Origin of the sequence: Psychrosphaera aestuarii (assembly GCF_017948405.1) — a bacterium.
In the GTDB taxonomy this organism is placed as follows: domain Bacteria; phylum Pseudomonadota; class Gammaproteobacteria; order Enterobacterales; family Alteromonadaceae; genus Psychrosphaera; species Psychrosphaera aestuarii.
Map to the genome: position 1 here is coordinate 1,117,949 of NZ_CP072844.1, position 24,336 is coordinate 1,142,284.

The following is a 24,336-nucleotide window of genomic DNA, read 5'->3' on the forward strand; positions in this document are numbered from 1 at the left end:
CCTAGTGCGTTGATGCAGTGCAAAATATGAGGTTGTAATGGAAATTTACTCAACAGAAGAACAACAAGAAGAAGCAATCAAGTCGTTTTTTAAAGAGAATGGCGTACAAATACTTGTAGGCGCAGCATTGGGTTTAGCTGGTTTTACCGGCTGGAATATGTATGTCGACAGTAAAATTGAAGCGCAAGAAAACGCATCAATGCAATTTGAAGAATTTATCAAAGTGGCCGGTGTAGAAACGGCTAAGTCAGAGTTAGTTGACGCAGAACTGGATAGTTTTGTTAAAGCACATGGCGAAACAGGCTATGCAATTTTTGCTAACCTGATTGCCGCTAAAAAAGCAGTAGAAGCTGGTCAACTTACTACAGCAGAAACTCGATTACTTGCAGCGTCAAAAGAAACTTCTGAAGTAAGCCTAAAAGGGTTGGTTGATATTCGTTTGGCTCGAGTACAAATTGCTTTAGAAAAGTACGATGTAGCACTTACGACATTAGCATCAATCACAGAATCAGCATATGAAGCTCGCGTAGCCGAAATTAAAGGTGATGCACTCCTTGCACAAGGTAAAAACACTGAAGCTCGTCAAGCTTATCAAACGGCTGCGGATAAAGGTGGCTTGGATGGAAATGCGATTTTAAAGATGAAGCTTCAAGATTTGGCATTGTCAACAAACGTTGCTAGCTAAAAGGCAGACAATATGCTGTTAAAAAGTGTTAAAACGAGTGGTATAAAGCTCGCGTTGTTAGCGTCTCTAAGTGCATCAATGTTGATGGGTTGTGAGACAACAGAAGAAAATGAAGCAACACGAATTGCCGAGTTAAAACCAATTAACATCACAAGACATGTTGATGTTGAATGGCGAGAGCAAGCGGGTTCTGGTGTCGATAATTATTTTTCTAACCTTCAACCTGCCATCGTTGGTGATTTAATCTTTGCTGCAAGCAGGAAAGGTGAAGTAATAGCTTACAACAAGCTGACCGGCGAGACTGTTTGGGAAACTGACACGCGTATTAATACGCCTTCTTTGCTTGATAAAATATTGTTGAATGATAATGAAACTGACAAGTTAAGCGGTGGTATTACGGCAGCATATAAAAATATTTATATCGGCTCAGAAAATGGTGAGATAATCGCGCTTTCGCAGGCTGATGGTAAACTACTTTGGCGTCAAAAAGTACCAGGTGAAGTAGTTGCTGCCCCTGATGCTGGTGATGGTTGGATAGCAGCATCGACAACATCTGGACATGTTGTTGTATTACATCCTGATACAGGCGAGCAACGTTGGCAGTCTGAAACGACAGTTCCAACGTTAACGTTGCGCGGTACCTCTTCGCCTACCATTGCAAGTGGTGGCGTGCTAGTTGGTACGGCGACCGGTAAGCTACAAGTAATGCTGTTAGAGCAAGGCCTACTTGCTTGGGACTCCCCAATAGCAGTAGTAAAGGGTACAACAGAGCTAGAGCGTTTAATTGACGTTGATAGTAAGCCTGTGGTCGTTGGTAGTGAAGTTTTTATGATCGCATACAACGGTAACTTAGCTTCGGTTGATATTCAGTCTGGTCGTATTAATTGGAAGCGTGAGTACTCGTCGTATCGCAACCTGACTTTAGATGCTGGTGTTATCTACTTAACTGACTCCAAAGGATTTGTAACCGCAGTAGATGCTGCGACAGGTACGGAGAAGTGGACAAACAACGACTTTTATAATCGCCGCTTAACACAGCCAGTCGTATATAAAGACACGATTGTAGTGGGTGATTTTGAAGGTTATTTTCACTTCTTAGACAAATCGTCAGGTATTGAAATTTCGCGCTATAAGCTTGATGACTATGATTACTCAGTATTCCATTGGTTTACAAGCTGGTTTACGAGCGAAGACCGTCGCGCGTATACTGCTCCGGTTGCGTCAAATGAGTTGTTATATATACAAACTCGAGATGGCGAACTGACCGCTTTACGTCTACCGTAATAGTTAGACATTTTTAATAGGCTTTGTAGTCCATATTGGTTACGAAGCCTTTTTCGTTTTTATTATTTATTGGTTTTTTACTAAATCAAACTTTTGAGGTGAATTCATGCTACCTGTAGTGGCTCTAGTTGGTCGTCCTAATGTTGGAAAGTCAACCCTGTTTAATCGCTTAACTAAGACGCGCGATGCGTTGGTGGCGGACTTTCCTGGACTTACACGTGACCGTCGTTATGGACAAGCCAGTCATGACGAAAACAACTTTATTGTTGTAGATACAGGAGGTATTGATGGAACGGAAGAAGGGATTGATGTGGAAATGGCTGAGCAGTCGTTACTCGCGATTGATGAAGCAGATGTCATTTTATTTTTAGTTGATGCTAGAGCGGGTCTAACGGCCGCTGATGAAGCTATTGCGCTGCATTTACGTAAAAAAGACAAACCGACGTTTGTTGTTGCAAACAAAGTCGATGGTATTGATGGTGATTCTTATAGTGCTGAGTTTTACTCTTTAGCACTAGGTGATGTTCATCAAATAGCTGCGTCTCAAGGTCGTGGTATTAGCCAGCTGTTAGATTATTCATTAATGCCAGTTGTAGAGCGCTTAACGGCGGAATATGAAGCTGCAATGGATGAATTGGCTGAAGCTGAACGTTTGTTAGAAAGCATGGGTGATGAACACGCTGAGACTGACGGTGATGCAGAGCCAAACGTTAAGAAGTTACAATCCCTTGAAGATTTAGCACTTGATCATGAGCATGATGAAAAGAGTGATGAAGAGGCGGTCCCTTTTGAAGATTTACCAATAAAGTTTGCAATTATTGGTCGACCTAACGTAGGTAAGTCTACACTAACTAATCGTATGTTAGGTGAAGAGCGCGTTGTAGTTTATGACATGCCGGGTACAACTCGTGACTCAGTTTATATTCCAATGACACGCAACGACGAAGACTTTATTATTATTGATACAGCCGGAGTTCGACGTCGTGGTCGAATTAAGCAGTCTATCGAGAAGTTCTCAGTCGTTAAAACCCTACAAGCTATCGAAGACGCCAATGTAGTGTTATTGCTATTGGATGCGCGAGAAGGTATTTCTGATCAAGATTTAAGCTTGCTTGGTTTTGCTTTGAATGCGGGTCGTTCAATAGTAATCGCAGTTAACAAATGGGATGGCTTAGACCAAGGCGTAAAAGATGATGTTAAGAGAGAATTGGATCGTCGCTTAGGCTTTATTGATTTTGCTCGTCTGCACTTTATTTCTGCATTACATGGCACTGGTGTTGGACATTTATACGAGTCAATTGTTGAAGCTTATCAGTCAGCAACCAAGCGTATTTCAACCTCTATGGTAACTCGTATCATGAAAATGGCTCAGGATGATCATCAGCCGCCTATGATTCGTGGTCGTAGAATAAAACTTAAATACGCCCATGCTGGTGGTTATAACCCGCCTCGTATCGTAATTCACGGTAATCAGGTTGATGAATTGCCAGATTCTTACAAGCGTTACCTAATGAACTACTATCGTAAGGCGTTGGATGTAATGGGCACGCCAATAAAAATTGAATTCAGAGAGGGCGATAACCCATTTGAAGACAAAAAACAGAAAGCCATGACATTGTCTCAACAACGTCGAGCTGGTGGCTTTATTAAACGTCACAGCAGAAGAAATTAAGTCTAGACATTTAGTGTCTTATTTTAGACTGTGAAGATTGAAGCCAACCCTAAAAAGTTGGCTTCCGCATTTTTGAATGCTATTCTCAGGGCTCAAATTGAGAGATTATTATGTTCCGAGTGACTTTTATTGCGAGAAGTAGGTAATGAGAGAGTTTATACACAGTTTTCCGAAACAACACAGATATGCCCTGTTAGGTGCGTTGGGTTTGTTGTTTGTTTTACTTTTATTACCATCTGAATCTGCAGAAGCGTCAAAAGATGTCATTCATGTTGCCGCTGATTATCAAGAGTTAGCTGTTGGTCAGGAATACCCGTTACCTCTAGAAATAAAAGCAACTTCTCATTACAGTCAAGCAAATACCTCGACTAAACAAGTACGTATCAAAAGTGGTGACTCTCTCGCTACAATATTTCAGCGTCAAAACGTACCACAAAAAACCATGTTACAGATCACTCGTTCGGGCAAGCTATCTCAACAATTTACCAAACTAATACCTGGCAAATATCTAACGTTTACCTTCGATGAAAATAACGAGCTTATTGAGCTTCAATACGCGACCCAAGCGGTTGAGACCTTAGTGGCAAAAAGACTAGATGACGGCAAGTTTGAGACAGAATTAGAACAAAAAGAAACAGTAGTAACAGAAAAGTATTTTGAAGGAACCATTAATAGTAATTTCTGGAACGCTGGCGTCATGGCAGGCTTAAACGATAAGCTTATAATGAACTTAGCCAATATATTTCAATGGGATGTCGATTTTGCATTAGACATTCGTGAGGGCGACCATTTCTCAGCGCTCGTCGAACAGATTTTTATCGATGGTGAGTTTGCCGGTTATGGAGAAATACTTGCAGCCGAGTTTACCAACCAAAATGATGACTTTAGTGCCGTTCGTTATTCTGATGGGCGTTATTACACGCCAAGTGGCGACAGCATGCAAAAAACCTTTTTACGAGCGCCAGTGAGCTTTAAATACATCAGCTCAAGCTTTAGCAACCGTAGATACCACCCAGTTCAAAAGCGATATAAAGCACATCGTGGAGTAGATTATGCCGCGAGTACAGGCACACCTGTTTTTGCTGCGGGTGATGGAAAAGTAATAAAGTCAGGATACGATAGATTTAACGGTCATCATGTTTTTGTTGAACATGGCGGCGGTATTACCACAAAGTATATTCATTTCTCAAAAAGAAAAGTTCGTAAAGGCGCAAAAGTTAAGCAAGGCCAAGTTATTGGCTTAGTGGGCGCAACGGGTTTGGCTGCGGGTCCACACTTACATTATGAGTTTTTGGTAAATGGCGTTCACCGCAATCCGAGAACGGTTTCGTTGCCAAAGGCAAATCCTATATCGAAAGATGAAAAACAACGCTTCTTAGCCTTGGCAGAATCTCGTATGGACATGTTGCAGCACAATAAAAACCTTCTATTGGCCATGCGTTAAAGGCGAATTCAGTGTCAGACTATTATATTGGTATAATGACTGGCACCAGTTTAGATGCAATTGATATTGCACTAGTTGAGTTTGCCGACACCCCCCTCTTAATTGCCAGTGACTCCGTTCCTTTATCTGATAAGTTAAAGCAAGGTTTATCAGATATAAGCTTACCAAATGCTCAAATCGAATCTTTAATAGCAATTAAAATGCTAGAGCAGTCATATACCAATAGTGTTATAGCTGCTTTAGATTTATTTCTTGCGAACCCCGAAGTAGAAAACCTCCGTAGTAACATTAAAGCCATTGGTTTACATGGTGTGACAGTTTCCCATGAGCCTAACTTGCCGATGCCGTTCACCTGGCAATTAGTGGACGGTCACAAGGTTGCCGCCGCACTGAATCTGGATGTCGTTTACGATTTCCGTAGTAAGGATGTTGCACTTGGTGGTCAGGGTGCCCCCTTGGTACCAATGTTTCATTATTCGGTATTTAAAGATGTTGGACTAGACATCGCGGTGCTGAATTTAGGTGGCATCGCCAATGTGACAAAGTGGGCGTCAAAAGACAATATAATTGGTTTTGATACAGGGCCCGCCAATACCTTGTTAGACTTTTGGATACAAAAGCAACAAAATCTTGCTTATGACAAAGGCGGTCAGTGGGCGAGCAGTGGTAACGTAAACAAAGCATTGTTAAATTATTTATTAGACGAAGACTACTTTCATCAACCTTACCCTAAAAGCACTGGTAAGGAATATTTTAACGAGTCGTGGTTAAACGCTAAATTAGCACTGTTTTTAAAGAATAATACACCACTTCATTCACAAGACGTCCAGGCAACTTTGGTGCAACTAACCGTAGAAAGTGTCGTGTTAGCTATTAAGCAACTAGCCGAAATAAAAGTTCTGGCAGTCTGTGGAGGAGGTGTGCATAATCAATTTTTAATAGCTAGGTTAGCAGCAGCATTACCTAAGGTTGAAGTTTGTAGTACAGCTAAGTTTGGTATTTGCCCCGATAATATGGAAGCGATGGCATTTGCTTGGTTGGCTAAATGTAGGATTGACAACATTCCGGCTACACTGCCGACAATTACTGGTACGTCTAAGCCTGCGGTATTAGGAGCTTGGGTGTCGTCAGCTTAGTTGTGGTGGCACAACCGTACTTTAGTTAATTTAAAACAACATTAATCACGAAATAATAAAAAATAATACAGCACTATAAAACTAATAAAAACTATAATAATAGGGTCTAAAATTGTCGTATTCTCTACAAGCATTTTTCCGCGCTATCGCGTTTCCAACACTTTTGTTCATTGGTGTTATATCCGCTGTTGAAACAGGCTTTGCAAACCTAACACCATGGCAAGATCTTATCTTACAGACACCACTGCTATTATTCGCAGCTACTATTATTCTCGCATTACGGTTTAATCAAACCCGAGTGATCTATATTGTGCTTTTCCTCGCATTAGCTTGGGCGAATAGCGGTAAGGTCGAGAACATCGACTATTTCTCATTTCACCCTAGTCTGTTTTTTATCTCTCAGTTATTTGTGCTCATGGCCTTTAGTTTTGATCAAAATAAAATGGTTTGGGGGCGTCATGGTCTAACTCGAGTTTTAGTTTTATTTGCCTTGGTATTTATCAATTACAAATTTAATCACTCAATAACGGTTAATGAAATCTTATCCTCGCAAGTCATTTCACTGTCAGCAGATTCAAAAATATCGCCTTATTTTCAAATAGAGTTTATTGTTTCAGCTATTTGTTTATTTACTTTAGCTACTCGTCAAATAATGAAACCAAGTCAATTAAACGCGAGTATTTGGGCGCTGGCTTTTGGTGTTATTGTGATCCAGTTTGGTGACTTTACTTATTACACAACGATTGTGAGCTACTGTTTATTTGGCGTCCTTATCATTCATGCTGTGCTTACCGATTCATACCAAATGGCATTTTCCGATGAGTTAACAGGCTTATCAGCGAGGAGAGCATTACTCCAATCATCTATTTCATTAGGTAAGCGATACACGGTCGCAATGATGGATGTAGATCACTTTAAGAAATTTAACGACACCTACGGCCATGATGTTGGTGATCAGGTATTGCGACTGGTTGCGAGTAAAATTAACGATGTAAAAGGCGGCGGCAAGGCTTATCGATATGGTGGCGAAGAGTTTACGATCATATTTCCTAATAAGTCTGTAAGTTATGCTATTCCATTTTTAGAGCAAGTACGCGAAGAAATCGCAAACTACCAGATGGCAATACGAAACGATGATCGCCCTGAAGACCAAAAGAAAGGTAAGTCGTCTCGTAAAAAGTCAGAGTCGAAAACCAAGTTTGTAAACGTCACAATCAGTATTGGTGTCGCTGAGCGAGAAGGGCAACTAAAAGACTTTGACCAAGTCTTAAAACAGGCAGATGAAGCCTTATACAGAGCGAAACAAGCGGGCCGAAACTGCTTAGCGGAATAGTTGCTAATCTTTAAACTTGATTGCGCTTTACGACTAACAGTTTGTAACAATTAAAAATTGTATGTTTTCTTAATCGCGCTATTCTTCGTCACAATAAAAAGTATCAGTTGTATAAGAATGGAAACGCAGAAATGACAACCAATGAACCTCTTCAACCGCAAGAATTAGCGCCGGTAAAAACACAAGAACGCATCGTTATAATGGACCTACTAAGAGGTTTTGCGTTAATTGGTATTTTGCTAATGAACATCGAATGGTTTAACCGACCAATTTCGGAGTTACTGAGTTTTGACTATAGCTCTACTGGAGCTGATTATGCCTCTAGTTGGTTAGTCTTAGTTTTTGTGCAAGGCAAGTTTTATAAATTATTTGCACTGTTATTTGGTATGGGTTTTGCGGTGATGCTACTTAGAGCGGAGCAAGTTGGTCGACCGTTTAAAGCCTGGTTTACCAGACGTATGCTGGTGTTGTACTTAATTGGTTTAGCGCATATGGCATTTTTATGGGGTGGTGACATTTTACATGACTATGCTGTCGGCGGCATGATGTTATTAGGTGTTGTTTTGTTAATGCGTACAAAGCGCTTTGCTAAGCGAAACCGTCCAGCGGTGTATGCAAAAATTGGTTTTTATATGATTTTCATCCCACTGACAATATCTGTAATCGCAGGCGCGGTATACGGAACAGTGAAAGATCAAACCGAGATGAAAGTTGGTTGGCAAAAGGAGCAACAAGTCATTCTGTTGGCCGATAAACTGATCGCTGAAAGCAAAGAGAACGGTACTTTTAACCTCACCCAAGCTCAATATGACGCACTAAAAAATAGTGATAACAGTGAATATGATCACGCTGCAGATGACATTTCTTCAGAAGTTACCGAACAAGATTCCAACTCAGAAGCGCTGACCGAGAGCGATTCGGTGACAGACACCCAAGAGCTTATTGAACCTGAGTTAACAAACGAGCAATTAGCACAAAAGCGGCTTGAAGCTGCTCAGAAGAGAGATTTCCGTTATGCTAAAGAAGCTGAATCGCTATTAAATCCAAGCTATTTGGAAGTGACTAAGTACCGTTGGGATTACGCGGTAAGTAATTTATCAAACTCTATTATTTTTGGTTTAGGCGTTATCTTGCCATTATTTCTCGTAGGCTACTGGTTAGTCGCGAGCGGTAAAATGAGCAACATAGAAAAGCATAGAACCTTCTTTAAAGTCATGTGTGTTGGTGGGCTAGCTTTTGGTATTCCGGTTAGTATTGGCGCTGCATTAATTATGAATCACCCAGCAACTAAAGGTGCCATTGAAATTAATTCGGTAAGTAATAGTTTATTTTATTTTGGCCAATTTGCATTATGTTCAGGTTATCTTGGTGCGATTGCTTTATTAAGTTTAAAAGCTGGGTTTGTTCGTTGGTTTGGTTGGTTATCACCTATCGGTAAAATGGCATTAACTAATTACATTATGCATTCGGTTATCTTATCAAGTATTTTTTATGGATATGGTTTTGCGCAGTTCGGTAACATCCCAAGAAGTGAACAGATGCTGATGGTTGTCGCGATAATTGTATTCCAAGCTATTGTAAGTAGTTTATGGTTAAGAGTATTTAACTATGGCCCACTTGAATGGTTATGGCGATGCGCAACCTATATGAAACTTCAGCCAATGAAGCGAGTTTCTTAGCGTGGATAAAATCACCTTTTTTGAACGTTTCGAAGCGGACATTTTAAGTGGTGTTAAAACCATAACAATCCGCGATGAGGCCGAGTCTCATTTTAAGCCAGGCAGTGAAGTCGATGTAGCAACGTTTGAGGATAACCGCCATTTTTGTCGAATAAAAATTAAATCAGTTGAACCTATTAGTTTCGCTAATTTAAATGAACGTCATGCTCTGCAAGAGAACATGACATTGACTCAGCTCAGGCAGGTTATAACCGACATTTACCCAGGCATAACCCACTTTTTTGTTATTAGCTTTGTTGTAATTTAGCACTTATTTGTGCCGGTAAATTAAGCTTTAAAGGGACAGTTTTTCATTAAATACATTTCATGGCTTACCGCACTCGTTGCGGTTTGTTTCATGTTGTTATATATCGACTCTAACGTTTTATTCAAATCTAATGCATTTCGCGATGCCATAACTGGGCCTACTGATTGTGGCAATACGTTTTGTCCAGCTAATACCGCCATCCAGTTTTCATGCTTAAACAACTCTTTATCATGAATCATTAAGTGACCATGCTCTTTGTATAGCGCTATACGTGATTTTAGTGACTCCGGAATGTCTATGTTTGAGCAGTGTCGCCAATATTCGCTGTCGTCTCTCTCGGTAGCGTTATAGTGCAAAATAATAAAGTCTCTAATCGCCTCATATTCTTTAACTGTTGAGTTATTGTATTCTTGTTGAAGGGTTTCACTCATCGACATGTCAGGGAAAAGTCGAACAAGCCTCATAATGCCCGATTGAATTAGATGTAGGCTAGTGGACTCTAGTGGTTCTAGAAAACCAGCAGACAAGCCGATTGCCACACAGTTCTTTTGCCAAAATTGCTGGCGACGACCTGTTTTAAACTTGATGTGTTTCGGCTCGGTTAATGTTGGACCTTCAACGCTGCTGAGCAACAGAGCTTCTGCCTCTTGTTCACTCATATATTGGCTTGAGTAAACATTGCCATTACCCATTCTGGTTTGCAGCGGGATACGCCATTGCCAGCCTGCATGGTGAGCAATAGAACGAGTATATGGGCTTAGCGTTTTCATATGAGCAGTTTGAACAGCTACCGCTCTGTCATTCAGTAAATAGTGTTGCCAAGACTCAAACCCAACGCCTAAGGCATCGCCAAGTAATAAAGCTCTTTGCCCGGAACAATCAATAAAAAAATCCGCCGATAAAACATCACAACCAGAATGCTCAGAGTTTTGCTCTAACTCAAGCTTACTAATATTTCCTGAATGAGGGCATAACTGAACGTTTGATACCTTTCCTTCAATTCGTTTAACCCCTAGGCCTTCAGAATAGTTTCTTAAAAATAACGCGTATTGGCTAGCGTCAAAATGAAAGGCATAGTCAAAGGTTGATGCCAATGAATTGCGGTCTAGACTTGGCGGGTGGAATTTATTATTACTGGCCAAGTGCCAAGCATAAGAAAACTCTTCTAGATTACGTTGATAACCCTCTGCATTTGCCTTTAACCAATAATAGGGAAACGACATATAATCAAAATCAGCAGCAAAGCTTCCAAACGGATGCATGTATTTGTGGCCGATACGGGTCCAATTCTCAAACTCAATAGCAAGCTTAATGCTACCGTTACAAAATGATAAAAACTCGGTTTCGTCTATACCTAAAATTCGGTTAAAGTTTTTAATCGGTGGAATGGTCGCTTCGCCAACACCTATGGTGCCAATTTCGTCAGACTCAACCAAAGTGATCGAGACACGTTGTCCTAATTGTTTGGCTAACATCGCAGCTGTCATCCAACCTGCGCTACCACCGCCCACTATGACAATGTTTTTAATATGTTGACTGTTGTCCAAAGAGGGGCTTTGTATCTTTGACATGCTAAGTACTTTCCGATTCAAGTTTAGTTAAAGTCTGTTTTCGACTTTGGGTTAACTTTTAGATATCTAATTAGATTAACTAGATTAAATGATGAACTCCAGATAAAAAAACTGCCGCATAAGCGACAGTTTTAAATCAAGGAATATCAATGTTGGATTAGAACTTAGCGTTCAGTCCAAAATAGAATTGACGACCAAAGTACTGCAAAGTACCTGTCGCAGCTTCATTACCAAAGTACGAACGGTTAGGCTCATCAGTAAGGTTATTTACTGAGAATACGCCCTGAAGCTCTTCTGTAAATTGATAAGACGCTTGGAAATCAACAACCAGCTCTTCAGCGAAGTAAGCTTTTTGCTCATCACCGATAGCAATCTGATTGCCAACATACTCTTCACGGTAGCGTGCATTAACGCGAGTCGAGAAAGTGTCATCATAATCATAGAACACAGTTGCAGACCAAACACGTGGTGAAAGGAATGGGTAAGGTGTCGTTTGATCACCTAAACCAGAAACCGCTTCGAATTCTGAAGTAACTTCACTCTCTGTGTAAGAGAAGCTCGCTGCAACACCTAGGCCTTGCCATAACTCTGGTAAGAAACTGAATGTTTGCGTATAAGCAATTTCTGCACCGCGGAAGTAACCGCCTTTACCGTTGTTTAACAATACCGAGTAGTCACCAGAGGCAACAGGTACACCGTTATTATCAACACTTGGCGCTGTGATGCCATCGGCCGCGAAGTCATAGTTTTGAATAGTTACTTTCTCAGGGAAGTTTTCAATGTCTTTGTAATAAAGAGCAAAAACAATGGCGCCATCTGTTTCTACAAAGTAGTGCTCTAATGAAAGATCAAACTGTGTAGCGTAGAAAGGGCGAACTTCAGGAGAAGTATCACGATTTAAATCGGCTTCTTTAACTGACTCATCAAACTCGTCCGTATTGTATGACCAAGCACCGCTCACGGCCATGTCACTCATGTTTGGACGTGACATAACTTTTGCAGCGGCAAAGCGAAGTTGATCTTGGTCTGTCAATTGGAAGTTCAAGTTAATCGACGGTAAAACATCAGTATAATCAATACCTAAAGTAGTATGTTTGTATACCGTTTTTGTCACACCAAAGTCGTCGGTAATTGGGTCACCATCGTTTTTAATTACAGGATCTTCAACACCAGTTGCATTTTGCTCGGTATGAATAACACGAACACCAACGTTACCGGTAAGCGGTAAACCAAATAACTCAGTGTCTAAGTTTGCTTGGAAATAAGCCGTCAACGTTTCTTCTTTGATTTCGCTTTCTTGCCAAATTGTCCAGTCATAACGCCAGTCTTTTCGAGCCTGAGTATCTTCGCTGCCTAACCACACACCTTCAATGTATGAGTTATCTACAGAGATAAAGGCAGGGAAGTTGGCAAACTCACCTTGTAGTTGAACGATTTCATAATCGCCAGCTTGTAATTGATAAGGACGATAAGTCTCACTCTCAATTGGTTGGCCATTTTCGTCATAACCTAGGATGTAGTTACCGTTACGAAGGTTGATGCCGTATCCAGCAATGTCACCGTAGTTGTAAGCTTTACGAGCACTTTTATAGCTACGATCGGCCCAACGCACACCCGCTTCAAGCGATGATAAGTGATCATTGTCTAAGGTGTATTTAAAGTCTACGCGAGCTGAATTTGACTCATTGTTTTCAAGGTGAGGATACTTTTCTAGCGATCCAACCATCATACGATTTGGGTCGGTCAGAGCATTAGTAACATCTTGATTAAATGAAAGGTTTGGTAAATTTAAACCATTAGTTTCTATGTTAACAACGATGTCATCGGTAACTACTGGGTTCATCGCAGATGCATCTTGGAAAATAGCAAGTCGCATAACTTCATCGCGATAGTCCGACTCACCTTCTGAGTGAGCAATGTCAAAATCAACAACAAGGTTGTCATTAACAATCCATTCTGCATTAACACCAAACGACATAACTTCACTTTCAGTAGTATTGTCATCGGCTTGAGTTTGCAAGGTTAATGTATTGTTAAAACGAGGATAAGGAGGATTGTCATTAACATCGCCACGGTCACGATAATAAGTACCGCCAACGATATATTCACCGTTCTCACCCGCTAAAATTGGATTTTCAAAGTCGATAGATGAACCATCTAAAATAGAGCCGATACCGTTTACACGGTAACCTCGGTCGATGCCTTGTGAATCAAACTTAGAGTAAAAACCATCCGCTTTTATCGTTAACGATTCGTTAGGTCTAAATGAGATGGAGCCCATTAAGCCTTGGCGAAGTTCTTCACCACCACGAGCCATTAATTCAAAGCCCTGAGGAACAATATAGTTACCAGACTGAGTACCGTCTTGAACACCATTCTCGTCGTAAGTCGGTAGCGTTAGGCCACCATCTTGCGCACCGTCAAACGGCAATACGCCTAAACGTGGTTGATAGTTAACAAACTGCGTAGAAATACGAGGTTGCTGTAAACGCGCATATCCAAGGGAAACACCAACGGTGTCGTCCATGAATTTACCTTGGTAAGAAAAACTAAAACGGTTACCAAGTGGGTCTGCATCTGGGTGCTCGTCTGCTGAATCGTTGTAACTCAGTTTTGTTTGTACTGTGAAGGTGTGCTCTTGATCGTTATCAAGTGCATCCGCCGTTTGCAGTTCAATTGAACCGGCAACACCACCTTCAACTAAAGATGCTTTTTGTGATTTATAAACTTGAACCTGATTGATAAGCTCTGAAGGGTACTGGTCAAACTGAACAGAGCGACCGCCCTGGTCGGTAACCACTTCACGGCCATTCAATGTTGCAAATACAAAACCGCCAGACATACCACGAATGTTTAATTCACTAGACTGACCGCCAGAGCGAACAGCCGTAACACCAGGTAGTCTAGAAATAGCGTCGGCGATGGAAACGTCAGGTAACGAGCCCATGTCATCGGCGGAAACTGCTTCTACAACAGTATCTGAATAACGTTTAGTATTAAGTGATTGAATTAAGCTGCGTCTAAAGCCGCGAACTTCGATAACCTCTACATCAGAATCTTTTTCTGCTTCAGCTTTGGCTTTTGCCTCAGCGATTGCCTTTTTGTCTTTGTCGGTTTCTTCAACCGCCATAGTAGGCATCGAAGCAATAGTGACGCCGCCCAGCATTAAAGCTAGCGTTAGCGCACTTGGCTTGAACTTTTTCATGTGTGTTCCTCAAAACAAGTTGTTGTTATGTTTTTGAAGAGTGTGATTTCGCTTGTCGGACTAAACAATTCACTTTAAATAGCGTTTATATACACTTATATAACGTTTATTTATATTGGCAACGTATGCAAAGATAGAGAGTTGTTAATAAATATACAAGTGCGCATTTGCACGCATACGTATTCATGCCGTAAGCCTATAAAACAGTATATACAAAGCACCATGGCTTGTTTAAATTCGATATGTTGAGTGTATTGCAATCAACGTTTTTCGGACCGGTAATTAATAAGTTGTGACCAGGCAACACCAATCACAACGATATAATAAATATTAACAGGGTTAATCAATTACCTACACCTCGCTATTTCGCCGTCAGCGGGTGGACAACATACTTTAATAGCACCTAAAAACTAAAACACTAGTTAATTGGAGTTATTTCCTATGAATTTTAAGTTAAAGCCTTTGTCGCTAGCTGCGTTAGCGACGGCTACAGTCCTGAGTGGTTGTGGTACAGAGGAAGAAACGATTCAAAAGACCAAAGTTTTTGATGATGAAACAAAAACGGGTCTTTGGTGTAAATTGCCGGACATCGTGCAAACGGTTGATGCTGATTTCCATCCTCTCACAGCAGCAGAGATTGATGCACTAGAAACAGTTGCATTATCAATTGCGAATGCAGATGACACATTTACTGATCAACAAGTAGAAGACTTTAAAGCTTCGTTTAATCCTTATGACTTTGATTATGGAACTTATGACCTATATCAAACTCTTGGGTTAACTATGGAAGAAGAAGCACGTCGTTTAGTGGCGAAAGCTGAAGCGCGTGAATTCAAAATTAACCAAAAACAAGATGTTATCTTCGGGGATGACTTTGATACTTGGTTTGATGCGTGGTTTGATACGGTTCCATATACGGACTATCTAGGTAAATCTCAGCGCTTACCTAAAGCCGCATTAGGCATGCAGTTATCTTTATCTGCGACTAATAACGGTGAAGAAGCATGTTATACACCACCGACAGAATGTCCTAACTATCAAGTTATTGATGAGTCTGGTAAATACAACTGTATTATTCCTGAAGAAAACCCAATTGAAGATGTACCTGCACTTCCTCAAGCTGTTGTTACCGCAGCAGCAACGGGGGAAAAAGCAGTCATATTTTATCGTAAGAATGGTGAACAAGTAGATTCAAACTACGAAAATATCACGATTCATACCTGGAATGATGCAAACTGTACTGCGTATAACGAGGAAACCTCTACAACTCAATGGGGTTCTGGCTTAGCTGCAACAGATGTAGATGATAATTTCGGTATGTACTGGATTCTTGATCTTCAAGAAGGTCACGACGCTTGTGGCAACATGATTGTTTACAACAAGAGCACTGGCGACAAATTCATTACACAAAACGACGCTATGATCCCGCTTGGTAAATCAGGTGACGTTGTATTCCATAACTTAGATAAAATTTCATACTTCCAAGATGGATTCCCAGCAAACTTATTAGACGGTGCTTACTTAGCTAACCAACACCCATATTTTGGTGCGGCGGCAGGAAGCAAGTCATGTGGTTGGGGTACAAGCTTAGATGAAGCAGGTGAAGCCTGTGTCGGTCAAGCTATTGATAACTGTCCTGAAGGCACTTATGCCGTCGGTGTCGGCCAAGTTGATATTCCATCAAAGTGTGTCGCAGAATTTGACCCAGAAACGACGTTTTTATTACGTGGTGGCTTTAACGGTTGGGGTAATCCAACTGAAGGCACTGAGTTTGAAAAAGTAGCTGATGGCGAATACCGTAAAATTTTCACTTACGGTGAACATCCTACTGATGCGGCATTAGAGTTTGCTGCAGATGCGTCAGTTGAAGTAACAACAGGTGTAGGTGCAACATTAACGTTTGTGCAACCGGTTGACGAGGAAGGTACAGCGGTTGATTTCACACTCGACCTAAATAACATTCCTAAAGACACAGTGTTTACTATGGCTGATGGCACACAAGTGACGTTAGCTGAAAGTGGCAACGTTGTTACGTTACCAGAAGGTGCGACGACTCCAGTCGTTGAAGAACTTGCAATTACACTTCCTGAAGGCACATTGTTAACGTTAGCAGCCGGTGCAAATCATAGCGATTTCGCATGTACAGAAGACTGTGTAACTAGCTATAGCTTTAAAATTGCGGATGCGGACTGGTCCGAACCGGCTTCTTACGGTGGCGTAAGCGGTGGCGATGCACTTGTGATTGGTGGTAGTCCAAAACCTTTAACAGCCGGTGAAAACGTGGGTCAAGATCTTGGTATCAAGATGCAAGACACAAGTTATTACCAGTTTGTGTTTAGAGCACCAGCAGCAAATGAAGCAACATTAGAAGTAGACCAAGTGCCGGTTAATGCTTATCCAAACCTACTTTTAGGTAGTGACACGATTAGCATGAATTACAAAGGTGACAGTGTTTATCAAGTGACTAAGCGAGAATTGACCGCGGGAACTTACACGGTTGCATTCGCAGATACGGCGAATGACTTTGCTCTTGGTGCTGATACAGACAACGCTGCTGATGTAAACGAAGAGGTTATGTTAAAAGCCGATGGTTCGGTAATTACATTAACGATACCTGTAGATGAAAAGTATGATTTCTTGCTTGATCTATCGGACGCTGACAAGCCTTCGTTTAAAGCACAACCGTCTAAGCCACTAGGTGCAAATGTAGCTTACATTCGTGGCTCAATTAATGGTTGGGGTGCGCCAGCATCGGATGAAATCATTTACAATGAAGACTCAGTATCATACTCAGTTATATACGGACTTGAAGCATCTACAGACGCTCACGCGTTTAAGTTTGCTTCTGAAGATTGGTCATCAGTTGATATCGGTTTTGGATCAGTAACTATCTCAGAAGATGATGATGCACTGACTATTACTGAAGCGGGTGGCAACATGCAAGTAATTGCTGATGAGTCTACTTCGTATAAATTTGAATTAACTTACGACGCTGCTGATTTTGAGAAGAAGCCTGTGCTTAAAGTGTCAAAACTACCAATCTTTATTCGTGGTGGTATGAACGGTTGGGGTGAAGTAGACAAACTCGCCTTTAATGCAGTTACTCCGGCTAGTACTGGAGAGGATAAAGAAGCTGGCCATGAGTACACAGCAACGTTAAGCCTTGGTGCTGACAACGTATTCTTTAAAGTAGCAACAGGTGATTGGTCAACTATCAACCTGGGTTCTGCAACTGATGGCGTTGAAGCGGTTACCCTTGATACACCAGTGGTACTTGGCAGTGCAAATGATAATAACTTGTCATTTGACCCAGCAGCAGCCGGTGACTTTAAGTTTATCTTTAATGATAAAACCAAGACGCTAACAATTACTCAAGATTAATGAGTAAAGCGTTGAGATGAAATGAGCGTAAAGAACGACTCATTTAATGAGAAAAACCCAGCTTAGGCTGGGTTTTTTATTGTTCGAATATTGTATTATGTAGGGGTATTCCCTCAACGGTAACAGGATATAAAACCGAACAGCAGGCAATAAAAAAGCCCATGGGTTTATTCATAGGCTTATATTAGTATCGTTGGCGTCATTTAACTCAAGCGTCATTCAACTCAAGCATCATTAAACTCAAGCATCGTCTCATTCACGATCATCTAGGTTAGCAGTACCTAAAACAGCGTGTATATGAAGGTTGCTAATGCACTTTGTTGAGTCGCAACAACAAGGCCGCCTAATAAACTTAGAATGACGATAATAGGCAACAACCAAATCTTTTTACGAACGCGTAAAAACGCCCATAAATCTGACATAAATTCCAACATTAAAAAGGATACTCCAGGTTCTTTTTATCTGATTTTGCCTCAACCTTTACGTAATTAGAAGGGGCGTTCTGATTTGATTTTTCGTCACTGCTTTTAATTGAGTTTTTACTAGCTGCGCTTTTGCTAATAGAAGTGTAGCTAGTTGAACGTTGGCTGATTTTAGTTTGGTACTGAAGCTTGCCAAACAGTCTTAAAGTAAAGCCAATAGGCGCAACTAAAAGATAAAAGCATAGTCCTAAAATAACCCGAGTATTAAACCAGCCAATAGCTCCTGCAATAGTCATCCAAATACGATGCGGTAGCCATAACCACGCTGGCTTCACCAAATATAAGCTCATTAATACTAAGCTGATAGCCAAAGGCCAAAGCTGCCATGCATAATTAAATAACCAAGGTAATATCACGGAAAAAAACAGTGGAAATGCCCAACTAATGGTTAAGGCAAACTCTTTAAGTTCGGTTTCTGTAGGCTTATTCTTGTGTTGTTTTAAGTTAAGTTTATTCATTTTCATAATTTAGTTGTGACTCGCTTTTAAAGTTCCTTCGAGTTCCTTTAAGGCTAGATATCTTTCAGGTCTAGTCTCTGTCAAATTTGGTTTGTTTTGCCAAAGCAATGGCGAACTCTGGCTGCTCGGCTTTTTTAAGCACAACATTATTCATGACTAAGTAATCCATTTCCGTGGCTAAAAAGCAGCGAATAGCGTCAGCAGGGGAACAAACGGGCGGCTCGCCGCGCACATTAAAACTCGTATTTACTACCACAGCACAATCTGTTTTTTCTTTAAAAGCAGAAATGAGCGCATGAAATTCAGGGTTAGAGTCAGCGTGCACCGTTTGAATTCGCGCTGAATAATCAACATGGGTAATAGCGGGCAAAGTAGAACGTTGCTGTAATAACTTATCAATTCCAAACAAGGACTCGTCCGTTTGTAGTCGAAGCGCTTTTTTAACATTGGCTACTAGTAACATATATGGGCTTGCGCATTTGTGCTCAAAGTAGTCACTGACGTCTTCGGCTAATACAGCAGGAGCAAAAGGCCTAAATGACTCGCGGTATTTGATTTTTAGGTTCATGGTGCTTTGCATTTTGGTATTGCGGGGATCGCCAATAATGCTTCGGTTACCAAGGGCTCTTGGTCCAAACTCCATACGACCCTGAAACCATCCCACAACATTACCCTGTTCTAATAAGTCGGCGGTAAAAGGGTATAAATCCTCTTGGACATGAGCCGTTAAGCCTTTTTCTTTGACGGCACTGAGTATTTCATCATTGCTATATTCAGGGCCCAAATAGCTACCTTGTTGACTATCTTGGTTTTGTTTGACGGTTCTTTTGCCGTCAAAGTAATGATGATAAGCCACTAAGGCTGCGCCGAGTGCGCCACCTGCATCACCCGCCGCTGGTTGAATCCAAATGTTTTGGTAAGGACCTTCACGTAACAAACGACCATTAGATACACAGTTTAAAGCCACGCCACCCGCTAAACAGAGGTTGTCACTTGGCGCCAAGGTGTATAAATGATGTACAATTTTTAGCACAATTTCTTCTGTGACCACCTGAATAGAGCGTGCTAAGTCCATTTGTTTTTGCGTCACTTCTGCATCATCAGGTTGGCGAGGTCCGCCAAATAAGTCATCAAACTTACTATTGGTCATAGTGCTACCAACGGCGAAGTCAAAATAGCTCATATTTAAGTGAAAGCTACCGTCATCGTGCAGGGTGACAAGCTTTTCTAATATGACGTCAACGTACTTAGGCTCTCCGTATGGTGCTAAACCCATTAACTTATATTCACCAGAATTTACTTTAAATCCGCAGTAATAGGTAAACGCGGAATAAAGTAAGCCTAACGAATGTGGAAATTGAATTTCCCATAACGGCGTTAATTGATTTCCCTTTCCTTTCCAAGCAGTGGACGTTGCCCACTCTCCAACGCCATCAAGACAAAGCACAGCGGCTTCCTCATATAGCGATGGGAAATAGGCAGAGCCTGCATGAGATAAGTGATGTTCTGAAAAAAGGAGTTGAGGTATTTTGGCTTTTTTATCTAGGCCCGCGAGTTGTCGAAATTCACGCCTTAATACGGTTTTTAGATAGAGCTTTTCTTTTAACCAAATAGGCATCGCTCTAATAAAAGATCTGATACCGCGAGGCGCATTCGCAAGATATGTTTCTAGTAAACGCTCAAATTTAAGTAATGGTTTGTCATAAAAGATAATGGCATCAATATCGGCAAGTTTTAAATTGCCTTCTGTTAGACAGTAATCAATGGCTTGTGCTGGAAAACTAGGGTCATGCTTAAGTCTAGTAAAGCGCTCTTCTTGAGCTGCAGCGACAATTTTACCATCTACAATCAGTGCGGCTGCGCTGTCGTGATAATACGCAGAGATTCCTAAAATACGTTTACTCATCTAACCCCAAAATTCCTTTATAAGTCATCTTATTAAATCGTGACATTTTTAAGCAGTATATAGCATTTTAGGCTTGCGAGAATAGTGTCAATTGGATAACGTTACAGGTTAATTCTGGTATTTTTCTCACCTTAACAAACGAGTGTTTTTAGTGAATTCAAACAAGGCCGTTAAATCAACGAAACCGCTCTTTTATTTAATTGCGATTTTAATCCCTATTGTGGTTTTAGTTGGCTTGGAATCATTGCTTCGAGTATTAAATTACGGCGAAAAACAGGCCGCGTTTATTCCAGTTCCGCAATTGTCAGGGTATTTACAACCAAACCCACGCTTAATTGAACGTTATTTCTCTGTTCCAGAACTGGCGCCTAAAGTCAGTCCAGACACCGTGTATTTTAAAGCGCAAAAAGCCAAAGATACCTTTCGAATTGTTATTCAAGGAGGCTCGTCGGCCGCTGGTTTTCCGTTTGGTCGATTTGGCTCTTTACAAGGCATGTTGCAGCAGCGCTTTAAACTCGCCTATCCAGACAAAAACATTGAAATAATTAACACAGCGATGGCGGCGGTGAATACGTTCACACTCGTGGATATACAAGATGAAATACTCCAACTTGAGCCAGACCTTGTACTCGTTTATGCAGGCCATAATGAATATTTAGGTGTGCTAGGCGCTGGCTCTGTTATGGGAGCGCAAAGTAGTTACGGCACAACACTGATGTATTTGAAGTTAAAGTCACTGCGGTTATTCAAGTTTTTAGAAGCTAGCTATCAGCATTTTAAGGTAGATGCAGTTCCATCGGACCAAGCGAACAGAACGGTTATGGCCAGTGCAGCTAAAGGACAGAATATTCCAATGGACAGTGCCGTTTATCAACAAGGCATCCATCAGTTCTCCGGCAATTTAGACCTATTACTATCAAAATACAAACAGGAAGGTGTGCCAGTTTACATTGGTAACTTAGTGAGCATTGAGAAAGATTTAATTCCGTTTTCAGGTATGAACCAAGCCTATCAGCATGCACTTGGGCTCTTTGAAGCTAAAGAGTATGAACAGGCAAAGCAGTCTTTTATCCTTGCTAAAGATCTCGATGAGCTTAGATTTCGAGCGCCGTCGGAGTTTAATGACATTATTAAAGCAAAAGCTAAAGAGTATGATGCCACGCTGGTGGATGTAGAGACTAAATTTAGAGAGGCAGCGCCACAAGGTATTCTTGACCACAGTTTATTATTAGAGCATGTTCACCCGACCAAGCTGGGATACTTTTTACTCGCCGATGCATTTTTTGAGTCGTTAGTAACAAGTGAAATACCTTGGGTAGCTAACCTTGAAACCAATAACGCTAAAGAATGGTCGCCGATTAGTGAGCTTAATGAACGGTATGCTGTTTTAAAAATGCAAAACCTGATGAATGGTTTTCCCTTTACTGACACCCCAAAAATCTTGCCAAAAATAGCAGTGGAAACCGCTTTTGACCAATTGTTATTGCGCAGATTAAAGGGTGAAAATTGGTTGTTGTTGCAACAAGACTTACTCAAATTTTATCTTCAAGCCAATAACTTAAAACAAGCTGCGTTGGTCGCAGGAATTATTGCCGACGCATTAGTCGCCTCGGCTGAAAGTCACAACACAGCTGCGAACTTATTTCGGAAAGCTAACCAATTGAATTTGGCATTGTATCATCAGCGTCAGTCATTACGACTCGATCCTGACTCAGAAAAATACCAAATGAATTTAGCTTTTGATTTATTTTTAGCGAATCGTTTTGATGAAAGCTTGTTGTTGTTGCACAACGTAAAACAAAACACTCAGGATTTACCGAGAGTGACGTTTTTTATTGATAAAGTTAGCACAGCTAAAGAAGCGTTTAGCAAATTTAAAGAACTACCGGAGCGTTAAATGCAAGCAAGTAAGTCAAAACTATGGGCGTTTAGAATTATTACTCTTTTGCTTCCCTTTTTAATTTTAGGCGCACTTGAACTTACTTTGCGGATCGTGGGTTTTGGACAATCCACGCCGTTATTTATTCAAAATCCGCAAGCCCCTGAGTATTTATTGCCAAAGCCGGATGTAGTGAATCGGTACTTTTCAAAGCCAGAAAATGGTCCAAATGTCACAATAGAAACTAACTTTTTTTTGAAGCAAAAACCTGAAAACGGCTTAAGAATATTTGTACAGGGTGGCTCCACCGCAGCCGGCTTTCCATATGGATTTGGTGCATCAATCGCGGGAATGTTGGATTATCGACTTAAACAAACTTATCCAAACAAAGAAGTTGAAGTGATAAACACCGCTTTGTCGGCCGTTAACAGCTACACCTTATTAGATTTTGCCGACGAGATTATTGCTCAAGCGCCAGATGCGATTGTGATATATGCAGGTCATAACGAATTTCTAGGCATAATGGGCGTTGGCTCTACGTATTCAACGTACAATTCTAGAAGTGCGAATTTACTATTTTTAAAGCTGAAAAACCTACGTTTGTTTCAGCTCATGCAATTAGCCTATGACAGTATCAAACTGGACACACAAGCCATTGGCGCAACAGAAGAACGTCAATCAAGAACCGTTATGGCAAAAGTGGCGAAACATAAAAATATTGATATTAATCATCCACTATTTACAGCAGGAATTGACCAATTTAAGCAAAATATGACTTTGTTATTGGCTAAATATAAAAAAGCAGGTATTCCAGTTTTTTTGAGCACAATAGCAAGTAATTTATCCGATCAGCCCCCGTTTGAATCTGATTTATTATCCAAAGAATATCATACGATATTGCAACGTCCGGTAGAGTCCTGGTCGACTATAGAACAGGCTATTTTAGAACGACAAATCGAAGTTCAAAAAAGTAGTGCTAATGCGTATTTTAAACTTGGAAAAAGATACCAGTATCTAGGTGATCATGCGAAAGCAAAAGTGGCCTTTGAAAATGCCAGACAGCATGATTTATTAAGGTTTCGCGCGCCGATGGAAATAAATCAAATTATCCGTCAGTTGGCGCTAGATACTAATGTCACTTTGGTGGATGCTGAAGCGCAATTATCAGCCGTCGCTAAAAATGGCATCATTGGCCAAGCTTTGATGTTGGAGCATTTACACCCAACAATAAAAGGCTATTTTGAGATTTCAGATGCCTTTTATAACCAATTGATCGCGTCTGAGTCTTTGCCAAAAGCCCCGAATAAGGTTGCTCGTTTTAACGCTATTCAAGACTTACCTATTTTTGATGCGGAAGTTTACAAAGGACACGCAATAATAGCGGGTTTAAAGGCTGATTATCCATTTAGTGCAGAGCCTCAAATCTCGGTGTTACCGCCCGTTAGAAATGAGCAAGAACGACTGGGCCTTAAGCTTCATCAACAAAAAATATCGTGGCTTGATGTTGCACAAAGCTCACTAAAACAAGCTGAGAAAAAGGGTGATAGTAAAAGCATGGTTAAAGCAGCGAAGCTTATCTCTGATGCAATACCAAATAATCCCGAGTTTGCTTATCAAGCAGGTTCAATGTTGATTTATACTAAACAAGCGGAGCAATCTTTCCGTTACTTAAAACGTGCGCTGCGTCATAAGCCTAATTATATTAATGCACAACTTGCATTGGCGCATGCCAGTGCTGAAATTAACGACTACAAGCAGGCAGAGCAGTGGTTATTATCGGTGCAAAAGTTAGAGCCAAATAACAGTGTGGTGAAGCAAAACTTACCGGAGTTGCGAAAGGCTTTACGTAACCAACAAAACTAAATATACATCTTGAATCAACAGAACACGCCATTCATCTCAAAGGCGTTCATT

16 protein-coding genes are annotated in these 24,336 nt (G+C 40.9%); 11 read left to right on the top strand and 5 right to left on the bottom strand.

Annotated features, from left to right (window positions below; all coding sequences use genetic code 11):
• Positions 1-37 precede the first annotated feature (37 nt).
• The 8 genes from J9318_RS05110 (at position 38) to yqfB (ending at position 9,540) form a co-directional block, all read left to right on the top strand.
• On the top strand, positions 38-685 hold the full coding sequence (locus J9318_RS05110) for a YfgM family protein (protein WP_210561939.1): 648 nt from the start codon (positions 38-40) through the stop codon (positions 683-685).
• A 12-nt stretch (positions 686-697) separates the two neighbouring features.
• Positions 698-1,969 carry an outer membrane protein assembly factor BamB gene (gene bamB / locus J9318_RS05115; RefSeq protein WP_210561942.1) on the top strand — a complete coding sequence of 424 codons (1,272 nt, stop codon included), beginning with the start codon at positions 698-700 and terminating at the stop codon, positions 1,967-1,969.
• Positions 1,970-2,075: 106 nt separating this feature from the next.
• On the top strand, positions 2,076-3,641 hold the full coding sequence (der, locus tag J9318_RS05120; protein ID WP_210561943.1) for a ribosome biogenesis GTPase Der: 1,566 nt from the start codon (positions 2,076-2,078) through the stop codon (positions 3,639-3,641).
• Between the two features lie 145 nt (positions 3,642-3,786).
• The gene (locus J9318_RS05125; RefSeq protein WP_210561945.1) at positions 3,787-5,085 is read left to right on the top strand and encodes a peptidoglycan DD-metalloendopeptidase family protein; all 1,299 of its coding nucleotides are present in this window, start codon (positions 3,787-3,789) and stop codon (positions 5,083-5,085) included.
• Between the two features lie 11 nt (positions 5,086-5,096).
• On the top strand, positions 5,097-6,221 hold the full coding sequence (locus J9318_RS05130; RefSeq protein WP_210561947.1) for an anhydro-N-acetylmuramic acid kinase: 1,125 nt from the start codon (positions 5,097-5,099) through the stop codon (positions 6,219-6,221).
• Positions 6,222-6,333: 112 nt separating this feature from the next.
• The gene (locus J9318_RS05135) at positions 6,334-7,554 is read left to right on the top strand and encodes a GGDEF domain-containing protein (protein ID WP_210561948.1); all 1,221 of its coding nucleotides are present in this window, start codon (positions 6,334-6,336) and stop codon (positions 7,552-7,554) included.
• A gap of 131 nt (positions 7,555-7,685) precedes the next feature.
• Complete coding sequence (locus J9318_RS05140; protein WP_210561950.1) at positions 7,686-9,233, top strand: DUF418 domain-containing protein; 1,548 nt, start codon at positions 7,686-7,688, stop codon at positions 9,231-9,233.
• Position 9,234: 1 nt separating this feature from the next.
• Positions 9,235-9,540 carry a N(4)-acetylcytidine aminohydrolase gene (gene yqfB, locus J9318_RS05145; RefSeq protein ID WP_210561952.1) on the top strand — a complete coding sequence of 102 codons (306 nt, stop codon included), beginning with the start codon at positions 9,235-9,237 and terminating at the stop codon, positions 9,538-9,540.
• Between the two features lie 20 nt (positions 9,541-9,560).
• Here the strand turns inward: yqfB and J9318_RS05150 are convergent, their stop codons facing one another.
• Together J9318_RS05150 and J9318_RS05155 are read right to left on the bottom strand one after the other, a co-directional pair.
• The gene (locus tag J9318_RS05150) at positions 9,561-11,111 is read right to left on the bottom strand and encodes a tryptophan halogenase family protein (RefSeq protein ID WP_244731909.1); all 1,551 of its coding nucleotides are present in this window, start codon (positions 11,109-11,111) and stop codon (positions 9,561-9,563) included.
• Positions 11,112-11,268: 157 nt separating this feature from the next.
• Positions 11,269-14,316, bottom strand: coding sequence for a TonB-dependent receptor (locus J9318_RS05155; RefSeq protein WP_210561954.1), 3,048 nt, complete (start codon positions 14,314-14,316; stop codon positions 11,269-11,271).
• A gap of 441 nt (positions 14,317-14,757) precedes the next feature.
• Between J9318_RS05155 and J9318_RS05160 the strand changes: the two genes are divergently transcribed.
• The gene (locus tag J9318_RS05160) at positions 14,758-17,697 is read left to right on the top strand and encodes a pullulanase-associated domain-containing protein (protein WP_210561956.1); all 2,940 of its coding nucleotides are present in this window, start codon (positions 14,758-14,760) and stop codon (positions 17,695-17,697) included.
• Between the two features lie 281 nt (positions 17,698-17,978).
• On the opposite strand, the gene J9318_RS05165 is transcribed toward J9318_RS05160, so the two are convergent.
• From J9318_RS05165 to J9318_RS05175, 3 genes are all read right to left on the bottom strand, one after another.
• The gene (locus tag J9318_RS05165; RefSeq protein ID WP_244731912.1) at positions 17,979-18,131 is read right to left on the bottom strand and encodes a DUF5989 family protein; all 153 of its coding nucleotides are present in this window, start codon (positions 18,129-18,131) and stop codon (positions 17,979-17,981) included.
• Positions 18,131-18,637, bottom strand: a complete 507-nt coding sequence (locus J9318_RS05170) for an SxtJ family membrane protein (protein ID WP_210561958.1) — start codon at positions 18,635-18,637, stop codon at positions 18,131-18,133. The genes J9318_RS05165 and J9318_RS05170 overlap by 1 nt, the downstream gene beginning before the upstream one ends.
• A gap of 70 nt (positions 18,638-18,707) precedes the next feature.
• Positions 18,708-20,543, bottom strand: a complete 1,836-nt coding sequence (locus J9318_RS05175) for a carbamoyltransferase family protein (protein ID WP_210561960.1) — start codon at positions 20,541-20,543, stop codon at positions 18,708-18,710.
• 151 nt (positions 20,544-20,694) lie between these two features.
• On the opposite strand from J9318_RS05175, the gene J9318_RS05180 reads away from it, so the two are divergent.
• Positions 20,695-22,440 carry an SGNH/GDSL hydrolase family protein gene (locus J9318_RS05180; protein WP_210561962.1) on the top strand — a complete coding sequence of 582 codons (1,746 nt, stop codon included), beginning with the start codon at positions 20,695-20,697 and terminating at the stop codon, positions 22,438-22,440.
• On the top strand, positions 22,441-24,285 hold the full coding sequence (locus J9318_RS05185; RefSeq protein WP_210561963.1) for an SGNH/GDSL hydrolase family protein: 1,845 nt from the start codon (positions 22,441-22,443) through the stop codon (positions 24,283-24,285).
• Positions 24,286-24,336 lie beyond the last annotated feature (51 nt).